Origin of the sequence: Enterovibrio makurazakiensis (assembly GCF_050336585.1) — a bacterium.
GTDB classification, from domain to species: Bacteria; Pseudomonadota; Gammaproteobacteria; order Enterobacterales; family Vibrionaceae; genus Enterovibrio; species Enterovibrio gelatinilyticus.
In genome coordinates this window covers 47,905-61,858 of sequence record NZ_JAKJSE010000011.1, presented here as the reverse complement: position 1 = coordinate 61,858, position 13,954 = coordinate 47,905, and the positions used below count along the sequence as shown (strand labels likewise).

Sequence of the window (13,954 nt, the reverse complement as noted above, 5' to 3'; positions counted from 1 at the left end):
TGCTATGAAGAATTTCCTGTGTGATGACTTCCTACTTTCAAACGAAACCGCCCGTCGTCTTTACCACGAACACGCGAGCCATCAGCCAATTTATGACTTTCACTGCCATCTCAATCCGGCGGAAGTTGCAAAATACCGCCAATTCGAAAACATCAGTAAAATTTGGCTTGAGGGTGATCACTATAAGTGGCGAGGCATGCGTTCGGCTGGCATTGATGAACGCTATATTACAGGTGATGCGAGCGACAAAGACAAGTTTATGGCTTGGGCAAAAACCGTCCCTCTGACAATTGGCAACCCTCTATACCATTGGACTCATCTAGAGCTTCGCCGTCCATTTGGTATCACAAGCACCTTGTTTGGCCCAAACACAGCTGATCAAATATGGCATCACTGCAATGAGCTATTAGCGACCCCTGAGTTCTCTGCTCGCGGCATCATGAAACAGATGAATGTGGTGATGGCGGGTACAACCGATGACCCAATTGATTCCCTAGAGCACCACAAAGCGATTGCGACGGACACAACGTTTGAAACTCAAGTATTGCCAAGTTGGCGTCCAGACAAAGCGTTCAAAATTGAGTTAGATGTGTTTGCGGATTACATGCAAGCGCTGGGTGAAGTTGCCGATGTGAATATTCGTCGTTTCGACGATCTACTGACAGCCTTAGATAAGCGCTTAGCGCATTTTGATGCTCACGGCTGTCGCGCAGCAGACCACGGAATCGAAGTGGTTCGCTACGCACCAATCCCGCGCGAAGCCGATTTAGATTCCCTGCTGGCACGTCGTTTAAGCGGGGAAACACTCACCGAGCTAGAATGCGCACAGTTTTCAACGGCGGTTCAAGTATGGCTGGGCAAGCGTTACGCAAAATTGGGCTGGGTGATGCAGCTTCATATCGGGGCACAACGCAACAACAACACGCGCATGTTCCTGCATTTAGGTGCCGATGCGGGTTTTGACTCCATTGGTGATAAAACCTTCGCGTTTGAGTTAGCACACCTGCTGGACGACATGGATAAGAGTAACGAGTTACCACGCACAATTCTTTACTGCCTTAATCCTCGTGACAACGAAATGATGGCGACCATGATGGGTAACTTCCAAGGTGGCGGTATCGCTGGCAAGGTGCAATTTGGTTCAGGTTGGTGGTTTAACGATCAGAAAGACGGAATGCAACGTCAAATGGAACAGTTGTCTTCACTTGGCCTTCTTAGCCAATTTGTAGGCATGTTGACAGACTCTCGCAGTTTCTTGTCATACACACGCCACGAATACTTCCGTCGCATATTGTGTGACATGGTCGGTCGCTGGGTCGAGAATGGCGAAGCCCCAAATGATATGTCACTGCTTGGCCCTATGATTGAAAACATCTGCTTTGGCAACGCCAAACGTTATTTTGAAGAGAGGGCTTAACTCATGAAACACATCGCCATTATCGGTGAATGTATGATTGAGCTGAACGGAAAGCCTTTCGGTTCAATGCATCAAACTTTCGGCGGCGACACGCTCAATGCAGCTGTGTATTTACGACGTGGCACCGAAGCCAATGCCCATCCAGATAACATTAAAGTGTCTTATGTGACGGCATTAGGCACAGATCCAATCAGCCAAGGCATGCTGACACGCTGGCAGCAAGAAGGTATCTCCACTGAATTGGTGCTTCAAGACAACACGCGTACGCCCGGCCTTTACCTGATCCAACTGGACGACCAAGGCGAACGCACATTCTTGTACTGGCGTAATCGATCTGCAGCACGCTACCTGCTTCAACACCCATCGTTTGACACGATTAAACTCGCGTTAATCGACGTTGATATGGTGTTTATAAGTGGCATTACGCTAGCGATTTTACCTAATGAAGATCGCATTGCCTTGCTGCATTTGTTGGGTGAACTCAAAGCCCAAGGTGTCGAGATTGCTTTCGATAGCAACTTCCGCCCTGCGTTATGGCCACAAGACAACAACCATACAGTCAAAAACGTGTATCAATCCATGTACTCATTAACCGATGTAGCATTAGTGACGTTTGATGATGAACAGCTCCTTTGGAGAGACGCATCACCAGAGCAGACCATTGAGCGCCTCACAGCGCTTGGCGTCAGTAAATGCATCGTCAAACTGGGCGCAGAAGGTTGCCTCATTCAAGATTCCGGTGCGGCTTCGGCTCCACGAGCCGTACCAACTCATCCCGTCGCAGAAGTTGTTGATACCACTTCCGCAGGCGACTCATTTAATGGTGGATTTCTGTCTGCCTACCTAGCAGATACCGACCTTATTTCGGCGTGCCAGCGCGGCAATGCCATGGCGGGTGTCGTCATTCAACATCGGGGCGCCATCATCGCGAAAGAACTCACTCAATTAGCTATCAAGCCCATTTAAGGATTACCAATGCCTAGCATTAAAGAACAACTGAAAGCCCTGAAAGTTATCCCTGTTATTGCTATCGACAACGCTGAAGACATTATTCCTTTGGGCAAAGTCTTAGCAGAAAATGGCTTGCCTGCTGCTGAAATCACCTTCCGTTCAGACGCCGCTGTCGAAGCGATTCGTCTGCTTCGCGCCTCACAACCAGACATGCTGATTGGTGCAGGTACTGTGCTGAACCGTGAACAAGCCATCGCGGCAAAAGAAGCGGGAGCCACCTTCATTGTGTCACCTGGTTTCAACCCAAACACCGTTAAAGCTTGCCAAGAAATGGGTATCGATATCGTCCCGGGCGTGAACAATCCAAGCACCGTCGAAGCAGCTTTAGAAATGGGCCTCACCTTGCTCAAATTCTTCCCTGCGGAAGCGTCAGGCGGTATCAACATGGTGAAATCGTTACTGGCGCCTTACACCAACGTAGAGCTGATGCCTACCGGCGGTATTAACCCAGCCAACGTGAATGACTACCTCGCTATTCCTCGCGTCGTGGCCTGCGGCGGTACATGGATGGTTGATAAAAAGCTGATCGAAGAAGGCAACTGGGATGAGCTAGCTCGCCTAACTCGTGAAGCAGCGGCATTGGTGAACTGAGCCTATTCGGCGAACTAAACGGCCCTAGATATCAGGGCCGTTTTTTTGCAGAAAGATGGAGAAACAACATGGAAATGTGGTTCACGCAGTTGGTTGGCGGCGTCGCCTGTCTGGTGGGTATTTCTGCATTTTGGCAAAAAGACGACTTACGATTTCGCTATCAGATGATGGCATTTTGTTTCGTCATGAGTCTTCACTTTGCGCTTATGGGCGCAGCAGTCGCCACAACGGGTGTCGCCATAAACGGAGTGCGCAGCTTTGCTTCCGCCAAAACCCGCTCTCGCGTCGTCATGTGGTTTTTCATTGCTCTGATGTGGGCGATGACTGTCAGCAATATTTCCCACATTTTTGAATTGATGGCAGTGGTTGGGTCAACCGTTGCGACGTGGGCGCTGTTCACCTTGAATGGCATCGTTTTGCGCTCACTCATCTTGTTCAACTCTTCATGCTGGCTAGCACACAACCTGTGGCTAGGCTCCATTGGTGGAACAATTGTCGAATCCGCCTTTATCATCACCAACATCTTGACGATTTATCGGTTGTATTCGTCGCAACAAGCGACTCAAAGCCCCAGCCAAGTTTCCTAATCACGCGTTATCACTTTCCCTTGATCATCATGCGGCGCTAAATCGCCGCATGTTTAGGAGCAAAAATGTCACAAATCAAACCATTGAGTTGGAATGACCAATCAATCCCTCACAAGTTTTGGGTAGAGCAACAGGAGGATGGTTGCAAAATCTGCTTGGAAGTCATTAAAGACGTCGAACCAGAGCGGCTTTCTTTGGTCGTGCCCGACGTGGACATAGAGATGGTACTCACTGCATGGCAAGGACATGCAACCAATATTACGCCTGCTTTTGATGACGGTATTCTATTCACTCAAACCCGTGCGCTACTTAACTTACCTCAAGGATGCTTGCTTTGGGCTGTTACCCATATAAAACGCATAGATGACCTAAAAATGTCGGCAGATAAGCTCTTTTTTGTACCCTTGCGAACGATGGGTCAGTAAGGAAATGAGGTAGCTTTAACATCACTAGAATGCAAAAAGGCCGCTGAATCATCAGCGGCCTTTTCTAATTTGGCGGAGAGATAGGGATTTGAACCCTAGGTGGGCTATAAACCCACGCCGGTTTTCAAGACCGGTGCTTTAAACCACTCAGCCATCTCTCCGTTGTTGGAGCGCATACTAATGGTGGAAGGGAATACTGTAAAGCCCTTTTGTTGATCATAGCGTTCAAGTGCGCCTTTTTTAAACAAACCTGTTCTTTTTCCACCACTTTCATGCGATTTCGCACCTCTGACGGCTCAAATACCGCTTTGCCCGACTCATTGACCTCTAGCTGATTGCTCTATTTCTCAACTATGTGACTACACTGATAAAAAAGCCTTGCGCAATTGATAGGTAAGTCAATTCGATTTCCTGAACGCCCAACGTGCTAACAGTGACGAATTGATTAAGTCGTTCCATCGCTTCTACCTAGCCTCAAACACGCACAAGGGCATAACGCTAACGAGACAATAACGAGAGTAATGTCATGAAAACATCGGATCTGTTTGTTAAAGCGCTTGAGAATGAAGGTGTTGAATATATCTACGGGATTCCTGGTGAAGAGAACCTTGATTTTCTCAACTCACTGAAAGGTTCAAATATCAAACTTGTCCTTACTCGACATGAGCAAGGCGCAGGGTTTATGGCTGCAACTTACGGGCGTTTAACCGGAAAACCCGGCGTATGTCTTTCCACATTAGGGCCTGGTGCAACAAACTTCGTGACTTGTGCTGCGTATGCACAACTCGGTGCGATGCCAATGGTAATGCTAGGCGGTCAAAAGCCGATCAGAAAAAGTAAACAAGGTCGCTTTCAGATCGTCGATGTTGTGAATCTCATGAAACCCATCACCAAGTATTCCGAACAGGTTGTCGATGGTAACAACGTACCCGCGATGGTGAGAGAGGCGTTTCGTCTTTGTGCAGAAGAGCGCCCTGGTGCTGGATATTTAGAACTACCAGAAGACATTGCCGACGAGCAATCTGGCGCGACTGTCTTTGACGTGGTGCAGCACCGTCGCCCAGACGCCAATGAACTCTGCCTCGATCAGGCTGCGGAAATGATCAAAGAAGCCAAAATGCCGCTATTGCTGATTGGTGCAGGTGCCAACCGTAAACGCGCAAGCCAAGCATTATTGAAATTTATTGATGATACAGGCATTTATTTCTTCAATACCCAAATGGGTAAAGGGGTTATCGATGAACGCCACGAGCGCTTCATTGGTACTGCTGCTCTTTCCAGCCATGATTTCCTACACTGCGCGATCGAAAAAGCGGACCTTATCATCAACGTCGGCCACGACGTCATCGAGAAGCCGCCTTTCTTTATGGAAAAAGGCGGCACGAAAGTCATTCATGTGAACTTCTTTGCGGCACGTACCGATGAGGTTTACTTCCCACAACTCAACGTGGTTGGGGACATTTCGTCTTCCGTGAATCGATTAACTGAAAAAGTCGGCAAAATAGAGCAAGACATGAGCTACTTTGGTCGCGTCAAAGAAAACGTCGACGAGCGTACGACCAAGTATTTTGAAGATCGCCGTTTCCCAATGCTGCCACAGCGCCTTGTTAAAATCCTGCGAGACCAATTGGATGATGAAGACATTGTCACGCTGGATAACGGGGTTTACAAAATCTGGTTTGCTCGTAACTACCAGTGCCACTCAAACAACACCTTACTGCTCGATAACGCCCTCGCGACCATGGGTGCCGGCTTGCCATCCGCCATGGTCGCTAAACAACTCTACCCTGACAAAAAAGTCGTTTCTGTAAACGGCGATGGCGGTTTCATGATGAACTCGCAAGAGATCGAAACCGCAGTGCGCATGGGGTTAGATTTGGTCGTGATCATATTGAATGACAGTGCTTACGGCATGATCAAGTGGAAACAAGAAGGAATGGAGTTTGACAACTTTGGCCTCGATTTTGGTAACCCAGACTTTGTGAAATACGCCAACAGCTTTGGGGCAATTGGTCACCGTCCTGACAGCCATGACGAGTTTCAGTCAATCCTTAAGCACGCATTGAACAGCAAAGGCGTACATGTGATCGACCTGCCTGTTGACTACTCGCTCAATCACTCAATACTGAATGTGTTGATCAAAGAAAGCCGCTCAATCAAGTAAGAACGGAGAAATACTGACATGGCTGAACTTAATGTTTATCGCCCCTTTGATGGGGGGCTAATCCGTTCCATTCCGATGCAATCTGAGAGCGATGTTGAAACCGCCATTGCGAGTGCTCATGCGTTATTTGAAGACCGAACAACGTGGCTCGCGCCACACAAACGCATCGAAATTCTTGAGCGTGTGGTGGAAATCATGTCGTCGCAGGTTGAAGCCCTCACTCGCTTGGCTGCCGAGGAAGGCGGAAAGCCGTATGCGGACTCAAAAGTGGAAGTGCTTCGCGCCATCAATGGTGTAAAGCTTGCTGTAGAGCACATTCCACAAATCAAAGGTGAACAGATCCCGATGGGCCAAACCGCCGCATCAGTGAATCGACTTGCTTTTACGATTCGTGAGCCGATTGGTGTGGTGTCTTCAATCAGTGCCTTCAATCACCCTCTCAACTTGATCGTGCACCAAGTCATCCCCGCCCTTGCGGTGGGCTGTCCTGTTATCGTGAAACCGGCTTTAACCACACCGTTATCTTGCTTACGCTTGGTTGAAATACTACGCGAAGCCGGACTACCCAAAGACTGGTGTCAGGCCATTGTGTGTGAGAACGAGGCGGCGACGAAACTCGTCTCTGATCCTCGCATCAATTTCCTGTCTTTCATTGGGTCTTCGAAAGTGGGTTGGGCGCTGCGCTCACAACTTGCTCCCGGTACACGGTGCGCACTGGAGCACGGCGGCGCAGCACCTGTGATTGTTGATACCACCGCCAACATTGAAGAGGTGGTACCTAGCCTTGCCAAAGGTGGGTTTTACCATGCCGGGCAAGTGTGCGTATCTGTTCAGCGCGTTTATGCGCATCAATCCTTTTGCCGTGAATTGGCGATAAGAATTGCTGCAGCAGGTGAACAAATGATTGTCGGTGACCCTCTCAATCCCAATACGGAAATCGGCCCATTGATTCTTCCGAGAGAAGTGGATCGTGTTGACGATTGGGTGAACGAAGCCATTGAGGCTGGCGCGGAGCTATTGACGGGCGGTAAGCGGATTTCAGATACGTGCTACGCACCTACTGTTTTGCTCAACCCGCCTGAGAATGTGCGCGTTTCTCAAATGGAGATCTTTGGCCCTGTCATCTGTGTTTACTCCTACGGCGACAAGCAAGATGCGGTTAAACGGGCGAATTCACTACCTTTCGCGTTCCAAGCGGCTGTGTTTACCAATGATCTAGAAAATGCATTGCTACTAACCCAACAGTTGAACGCCACCGCGGTAATGGTCAACGACCACACTGCATTTCGTGTAGATTGGATGCCATTCGGCGGCCGAGATTCATCGGGTGTCGGATTAGGTGGCATTCAGTATTCAATGCATGAAATGACCCGCGACAAGATGCTGGTATTCAAAAGCCCAAATCTTTAAGTCACAGGCTTCCCATCGCGGGAACGATCACTAAAAATGAAAGGAACCGAATGTATCACTGCATTCGGTTTCTATTTCTTCAACAAGTGCCAGAACACCCTCAAACGCAGAGCAAATCAGTTTGCTTACCTTCCCCTTTTCTCTTCATTTATACGTGACCGATATTTTCATGCATGTTTGATGTGGATAAAAAATGACCACTCATATAGAATCCCCGCTCCTTGGGTAATATGACTTACCTTAAGCATTCAGACAGTGCATCAGGAGACCGTTTCTGTCTGCGTTTACACAAGCACAGGCAATACCTCATGCACATTCTTAAACTTAGCGGCACGCTCGCAGTAGCAACGCTTTGCATCCAGCTCGTCAACATGATGAGTGTCCGTTACCTTGATACTTCCAACTTATTGGTTTCCGCAGCGAAGATTTGTCTAGTCGCTATTCCATTCATGTATGTCGGCAGCGTCGGTTTCTCTGTTTATTACGGTAGCGGCGCGCAAAAATTCCCCTATGTTTCTCTGGTGCTGATGGCGGCGGGGTTTTCTACCTTGTTCGGTATTGTACTGACCTTATTCTTTCAAAAAGTCATACCCACACCCCAGCAGCTACTTGGCTGTGTGCTGTTACTGGCGGGCATTGGTGTTACGGTTCTGGGGAAAAGTGCGTGATGGTACTAAAGCGTTTTTGGAAAAAGTGAGTTGGAACCTGTATTCCCAGTCGTCTAGTTCAGATAACTTTAATTTGGGGAAAACGAAGTAGACGGCTTTGTTGTTCCAAAGTATTGGCTGCTCAAGCAGCCAAAAAAAGCTATTACCTATTGATCGGAAAAGAGCTCATATGTGTTAGGCATTTGCGTTCCACGTTTGAAGTTCCCACTCTTGAGCGCTAGCAAAACCATTAACTTTCGCATGTTTAGATACACTCAAACACCATAAGTTGTACGTTTCAATACAATCAAGACGTGTCCATAAGCAACCTTTTAAATTGGCTCCATTGAGAACAATGCTGTCTAGTGGGCAATTCGGTGGGATTACTTCCAAGTGCTCCAAACACCATAAATATTTTAGGTACAAATTGAGGGCCTTTTGGGCTTGACCGATTCTTAGTCTTCCGTTGACTAAGATATGCCCATGCTTTTGAGACAATACATTACTTATATTTACAATATTTATTTCATGTTTTGACTGAGAAACTGAAGTCGTGTATTTCTTTGAAAGATTGACCACCATTTCCCGAAAATCATCTCTAAATTTTTTGCGATCTCTTGGGTTTTCACTACTGTACGTTTTACATCTTGATAATGCGGCCTGAACTGCGTTTTTAGACGCTCTATCCTTATCATTCGTCTTAACTTTTTTAAGAAAATTCGACTTAGATTGATTCATTAATCCTCCTTTATTATGAAATGCCTAACGTTAGTACAACGGGCGTTTACTAACCAAAACTGTTTGAAACGGCTAAAACAACGTTTTTAGAAAAATGCGCCACGAGTAAACGTCCCGTTCATGCCTTTGTTAGGGCTCAATTCCTAGCGAGCTGGACGCTTTCCAAAGATGTTATGTATATGAGGTTTTAACTCATCATCAACTAACCATACATCTGGATATGGCGCATAGAAGAAGCGATCTGTGTTTAATATAATTTTTGTATTTATCAACCCAGCAAATACCTTATTGGCATTGAAAACCCCTTCTTGAAATGGCTCGTTTCTTCCCACTAGAACCGCTTTCCTACTTACTGGGATTGACAACTCAGTACTTGGGGTTTCTAACCCATAATAAAAACCAGAACCACCATTTGGATGATTGAGTAGGAAAGGGTTGTCCGAGGTCAGGAAATTGACGTCTTCATCTGATGCCACATATAAGCGATAGTACTTTTTACATAGGGATGCCATCACCGTGCTTATAAGTCTTATCTCAGATTTAATAATGTCAGTTTGAGTGTAATTAAAGTCACTGGCATTCGAGATTTTCACTCCATCAGCAATACTGTCTACTATCTCTTTTGCTCGCGTAAGTGGCGCTTCAAGCAGTGCTCTATTGGAAGGTGTACGCAAGTATAAAGTTGCTGCAAGCAGCAACAAGTTTTGCATTTCATCTTTCGAAGGAAGAGTAGAGTTTCTCGCAATATGGTCGATTGAACTTTTTATCTTTGGTTCAATTTCTTGTGCATACCATTTTTCAACAAGCAATGAATCTTTATGCTCTATTGAGTAGTAATCCCTTTTTTTACAACTCTTTACAGGGCTAGTAGAAAACGCTTGTCCACTTTTTACAGGGACGGACCAAAACGACGCTTCTTTGGTTGCTTCAACTGTAAACCCTGACAGATACGAAGCTGGAATAAAATGATGACCTGCTTGCCTTCCCATACGACTCTCTTGTGCCCTAACAATTTATTAGATCCCAAAGTGGGGTGATTAAACATCCCACTTTGGGATTTTTTATGCATTTCATGAATGCGAGTTTCTGATATAACCTTATGTTTTTATGAGGGTATCACGAAGATCCCCAAAATCCGCAACGAGAAAACGTGACAAAATAGGGCATTTCCACACACTTCACGTTTGGTATTAGGAAATCTATGGAAAGCTCTCGTTGTGGGAGTGAGTGGGTTGGCTTTTGCCAACGCAGAATGGGGCACAAACCATTTAAGGTGATCGACCTAAACCGCTTTGCGACAGCACGGTAAGAATCGCATCCTAGTAGATGAGCAAAAGACTCTTCCACGTAAATTTCAGATACAAAAAAGCCCCGCTATTTCTAGCGAGGCTTCGTTGTGTTGGCGGAGCGGACGGGACTCGAACCCGCGACCCCCGGCGTGACAGGCCGGTATTCTAACCAACTGAACTACCGCTCCAATTCTGTATGAAATCCGGTTTTTCAACCCAACTTCTAGAATGTGGCGGAGAGATAGGGATTTGAACCCTAGGTGGGCTATAAACCCACGCCGGTTTTCAAGACCGGTGCTTTAAACCACTCAGCCATCTCTCCGTTGTTGCCGCGAATATTACTGTCCTATTGGGGGCGTGTAAACCCCTTTTCTACTCCAAACAAACCAAACGCTCAAAAAGCCAGCAAACCTCGGTTTTTTATCGCTATATGTGTCAAAAAGATAACATCCTTGAACACTCCATTCAGAATTTTCACCTTTCTGAAATATCTTTACATCGCTCCCCTTCCGTCCGCTACAATATTGGCCTCGACCATGATCCAAGAGTATTCAGATGCGACGCTACGTGATTGCCCTTTTACTTTCGCTTTTTACCCTTTCAACGTCATTTGCCCAAGAAACGACAGAAAACATCAAGGGAGCTGCTTGCTTAGTTTCCGATGACCAAGGGCGAGTGCTTGTCACCCACGATATTCTTAACAACCGTATTTCAATTCCTGGTGGCTATGTCGACAGCGATAACCCTGCCGATGCCGCCATTCGTGAAACGTTGGAAGAAACCGGTATTCCTGTAATTGCCGTTGGCGAATTGGCTCGGATGGGTAACGCTATCTTATTTGATTGCCAAGCAACGTCGTCAATCCCTGTGGCTAATACCCAATATAACAAGGCTGCCGTCGCCGCATGGGAAGCCGAACACTTTGGTCGAGAAGTGCGAGCGGTATACATGATGAAGCCCAATCAGGAGATGCTTGATAACGCACGCTTCCCTGAGCAAGTAAAACTGTTTCCTACACTGCTTGAATCAGCCACATCGAGCCCGATTGAATCATTGGATGATTTCAGCGCCCTCGCCTCGCCGTTTACGGTGTGGAATGCTGGGCTGAACCGAGGCTTCCAACAGGCGGTTCTCGCGCTGCCGGCTCCAACTGCCACTGTGCTGATTAAATTGCTGGACAATTCATCTGCATTGGGCAGCGGTGTGCTGTTCTTTTTACTGATCCCATTGGCAATGGCCACGGGCGGGATAAAACGCGCCGCTGAGGTTTTATTTGTCACCATCGTCGCGACTGTCATTGTCACCTTCGGCAAGCTCTACTTTGGTGTCCCGCGTCCGTTCTATGTTTTTCCTGATTTACAGTTAAGCGGCGCATCGGGTTTTGCATTTCCAAGCGGACATACTGCCACCGCCTTTGCTGTTTGGGGATTAGTGTACTCATGGATTAAACAATCGGGTCGTCGCGCTACTCTGGCTATCTGGCTGGTTCCCGCCACGCTTGTTGCACTCAGTCGTGTGTATCTCGGCGTTCACTATGTGACGGACGTAATAGCAGGCGCAGTTGTCGGCGTGCTAGTGATATTATTAGCGCAATCGCTTTCACAACGCATGCTTTCCAGCCGACTCTGGTTAACCATGGGTGCGCTTTGCGTTCCTTTTGCATTAACCCAAATACAGCCCCTGTTCCTTTATTGCACTGCATTTTCATTTGCCTTCGCGGCTGTGTCCTATTTGTCTAAATATCCACCTGAACAAAGTTCAGTACCGATGAGAGCAAAAGGCTTTGTGGTTAGCTTTACTGGCGTTGCTCTATTGGCGGCTGCACTGTATGTGGTGTCTCAAGTCTCTCGCTCAAGCATTGAGATATTGGTGTCAAACACCCTGGGCATGGTAATACTCGCCATTTGGCTGGGTTGGGGAACGCTGAAGTGGGGTTCAAAGACGAGGTCTACGAAAGCTGGGTTTTCTAAAACTAAGTCTTCAAAAACGCGATAACAAACGGTATGAGCAATATTAAAAGCTTCCGATAATAGACAAAAAAAGAGCGCCTTTTGGCGCTCCTTTCTCTACATGCGTTCGAATTAGTCTTTGGCGGCATCCGCCAACTCTTTCTCTGCATCATGGTCAATTTCAACATCCAAAATTGCACCCGCGTTTGGATCATTGAAGACTGACTCATCAAGCTTACCTTCGCTTTTCGCAACGATACAGCTAACAGTCGCATCACCGGTTACGTTAACCGCGGTACGAACCATATCAAGCAGACGGTCAACACCCAAGATCAGGCCAATGCCTTCTAGTGGAAGACCAACCTGCGCGAATACCATCGACAGCATGATCAAGCCTACTCCAGGAACACCCGCCGTACCGATAGAGGCTAATACTGCCATCACGATAACTGTCAGGTAGCCACCAATGCCAAGGTCTACGCCATAAATGTTCGCAATGAACACCGTGGCTACACCTTGCATGATTGCCGTACCATCCATGTTAATGGTGGCACCGAAAGGTACGGTGAATGAACCCACAGAGTTCTTCACGCCTAAACGCTCAGTCACTGTACGCAATGTTACTGGGATTGTTGCATTCGAGCTTGCAGTACTGAATGCGAACACTTGCATGCTGCGTACTTTTTTCATGAAGGTCGCAATGTTCAAGCCAGTAAAGACTTTCAGGAACGTTGGCAACACAACAAAGAGGTGAAGTAGAAGCACACCGATCAACACCACAACGTAACCAATCAGCTCAGCAAACAATGCCAAACCTAGGCTTGCCATGGCTTTTGCAATCAAGCAGAACACTGCATAAGGTGCGATTTCCATGATGACGGTAACCATCTTCATCATCACTTCGTTTAGCACTTCAATGAGCTCAACGACTTTCTTCGCAGGCTTGCCGACCATCAAGATACATACACCCATCAAGATAGCGAAGAAGATGATTTGCAGCATTTCACCTTCAGATAGCGCACTGACTGGGTTGTTTGGAATGATATCGATTAAAACTTGAGATAGCGGTGGCGCGTCTTTTCCTGTGAAAGCCACATCCGCAACCATGTTCATGCCTGCACCAATACCACTTAATGAAGACACGGTAATTGCAATCGCAATCGCAATCGCTGTCGTCATTAGATACAGGAGGAAGGACTTACTACCCACACGTCCCAGCATTTTGATATCGCCAATCCCGCACACACCACATATGAGTGAGAAGAGGACAAGCGGCACTACCATCATTTTTAACGCGTTCACAAACATCTTGCCCACGACGTGGAACAGACCGTTTGTAATGTAGGTATCGACGAATCCACCCGCTGGATTCAAGCCGAAAATATTGATTGCCAATCCAAGAATAATACCGGCGACTAAGCCGATAACAACCTTGGCAGTCAGGCTCATCTTGCCATCACTGTTCGTTGTTGTGTTTACCATATTGCCTCCATGACTAGGTCTATTATCCAGTCATGAAAACCCTTTCTTTTTCTGTTCTCTCATGGCGTTCAGTGCAAACTGACGGGCTGACCTTTGAATAATTAGTCACTATGGAGTGATATTCCATTCACAACACAATATAAAAGTGAGATCAGCTTAAAATTAACCAAATGGAGACGTAAATATCTGGGGTCTTCATAACGGGCAATAGATATATCCTGAAAAGGAAATTCACACTGTCTCA

General features: G+C 47.0%; 12 protein-coding genes and 3 tRNA genes. 9 read left to right on the top strand and 6 right to left on the bottom strand.

Going from position 1 to position 13,954, the window contains the following annotated elements:
- The first annotated feature begins 4 nt into the window (after nucleotides 1-4).
- From uxaC to L4D06_RS09350, 5 genes are all read left to right on the top strand, one after another.
- A complete protein-coding gene (uxaC, locus tag L4D06_RS09370) occupies nucleotides 5-1,417 on the top strand; it encodes a glucuronate isomerase (protein ID WP_429739034.1) in 1,413 nt (470 codons plus the stop codon).
- A 3-nt stretch (nucleotides 1,418-1,420) separates the two neighbouring features.
- The gene (locus L4D06_RS09365; RefSeq protein WP_429739032.1) at nucleotides 1,421-2,383 is read left to right on the top strand and encodes a sugar kinase; all 963 of its coding nucleotides are present in this window, start codon (nucleotides 1,421-1,423) and stop codon (nucleotides 2,381-2,383) included.
- A 9-nt stretch (nucleotides 2,384-2,392) separates the two neighbouring features.
- Nucleotides 2,393-3,019, top strand: coding sequence for a bifunctional 4-hydroxy-2-oxoglutarate aldolase/2-dehydro-3-deoxy-phosphogluconate aldolase (locus L4D06_RS09360; RefSeq protein WP_429739031.1), 627 nt, complete (start codon nucleotides 2,393-2,395; stop codon nucleotides 3,017-3,019).
- 68 nt (nucleotides 3,020-3,087) lie between these two features.
- Nucleotides 3,088-3,606, top strand: coding sequence for a YgjV family protein (locus tag L4D06_RS09355; RefSeq protein WP_429739030.1), 519 nt, complete (start codon nucleotides 3,088-3,090; stop codon nucleotides 3,604-3,606).
- A 65-nt stretch (nucleotides 3,607-3,671) separates the two neighbouring features.
- Nucleotides 3,672-4,031 carry a hypothetical protein gene (locus L4D06_RS09350; RefSeq protein ID WP_429739029.1) on the top strand — a complete coding sequence of 120 codons (360 nt, stop codon included), beginning with the start codon at nucleotides 3,672-3,674 and terminating at the stop codon, nucleotides 4,029-4,031.
- A gap of 70 nt (nucleotides 4,032-4,101) precedes the next feature.
- Here L4D06_RS09350 and L4D06_RS09345 read toward each other — a convergent pair.
- A tRNA-Ser gene (locus L4D06_RS09345) sits at nucleotides 4,102-4,192 on the bottom strand.
- A gap of 365 nt (nucleotides 4,193-4,557) precedes the next feature.
- On the opposite strand from L4D06_RS09345, the gene L4D06_RS09340 reads away from it, so the two are divergent.
- From L4D06_RS09340 to L4D06_RS09330, 3 genes are all read left to right on the top strand, one after another.
- Nucleotides 4,558-6,195 carry an acetolactate synthase large subunit gene (locus L4D06_RS09340; protein WP_274166293.1) on the top strand — a complete coding sequence of 546 codons (1,638 nt, stop codon included), beginning with the start codon at nucleotides 4,558-4,560 and terminating at the stop codon, nucleotides 6,193-6,195.
- Nucleotides 6,196-6,213: 18 nt separating this feature from the next.
- Nucleotides 6,214-7,605 carry an aldehyde dehydrogenase family protein gene (locus L4D06_RS09335; protein ID WP_429739027.1) on the top strand — a complete coding sequence of 464 codons (1,392 nt, stop codon included), beginning with the start codon at nucleotides 6,214-6,216 and terminating at the stop codon, nucleotides 7,603-7,605.
- A gap of 308 nt (nucleotides 7,606-7,913) precedes the next feature.
- Nucleotides 7,914-8,273 (top strand): hypothetical protein, encoded by a 360-nt coding sequence (locus L4D06_RS09330; protein WP_274166295.1) that lies wholly within the window; start codon nucleotides 7,914-7,916, stop codon nucleotides 8,271-8,273.
- 174 nt (nucleotides 8,274-8,447) lie between these two features.
- Here L4D06_RS09330 and L4D06_RS09325 read toward each other — a convergent pair whose 3' ends face one another.
- The 4 genes from L4D06_RS09325 to L4D06_RS09310 all read right to left on the bottom strand — a co-directional run bounded on the left by L4D06_RS09325 (nucleotide 8,448) and on the right by L4D06_RS09310 (nucleotide 10,601).
- Nucleotides 8,448-8,990 (bottom strand): hypothetical protein, encoded by a 543-nt coding sequence (locus L4D06_RS09325; protein ID WP_429739025.1) that lies wholly within the window; start codon nucleotides 8,988-8,990, stop codon nucleotides 8,448-8,450.
- A gap of 143 nt (nucleotides 8,991-9,133) precedes the next feature.
- The gene (locus tag L4D06_RS09320; protein WP_429739023.1) at nucleotides 9,134-9,979 is read right to left on the bottom strand and encodes a DUF4238 domain-containing protein; all 846 of its coding nucleotides are present in this window, start codon (nucleotides 9,977-9,979) and stop codon (nucleotides 9,134-9,136) included.
- 411 nt (nucleotides 9,980-10,390) lie between these two features.
- Nucleotides 10,391-10,467, bottom strand: a tRNA-Asp gene (locus L4D06_RS09315).
- 43 nt (nucleotides 10,468-10,510) lie between these two features.
- Nucleotides 10,511-10,601, bottom strand: a tRNA-Ser gene (locus tag L4D06_RS09310).
- Nucleotides 10,602-10,834: 233 nt separating this feature from the next.
- Between L4D06_RS09310 and L4D06_RS09305 the strand changes: the two genes are divergently transcribed.
- The gene (locus tag L4D06_RS09305) at nucleotides 10,835-12,274 is read left to right on the top strand and encodes a bifunctional NUDIX hydrolase/phosphatase PAP2 family protein (RefSeq protein ID WP_429739021.1); all 1,440 of its coding nucleotides are present in this window, start codon (nucleotides 10,835-10,837) and stop codon (nucleotides 12,272-12,274) included.
- An 86-nt stretch (nucleotides 12,275-12,360) separates the two neighbouring features.
- On the opposite strand, the gene L4D06_RS09300 is transcribed toward L4D06_RS09305, so the two are convergent.
- Nucleotides 12,361-13,710, bottom strand: a complete 1,350-nt coding sequence (locus tag L4D06_RS09300; protein WP_274166299.1) for a dicarboxylate/amino acid:cation symporter — start codon at nucleotides 13,708-13,710, stop codon at nucleotides 12,361-12,363.
- Between the last annotated feature and the right edge of the window lie 244 nt (nucleotides 13,711-13,954).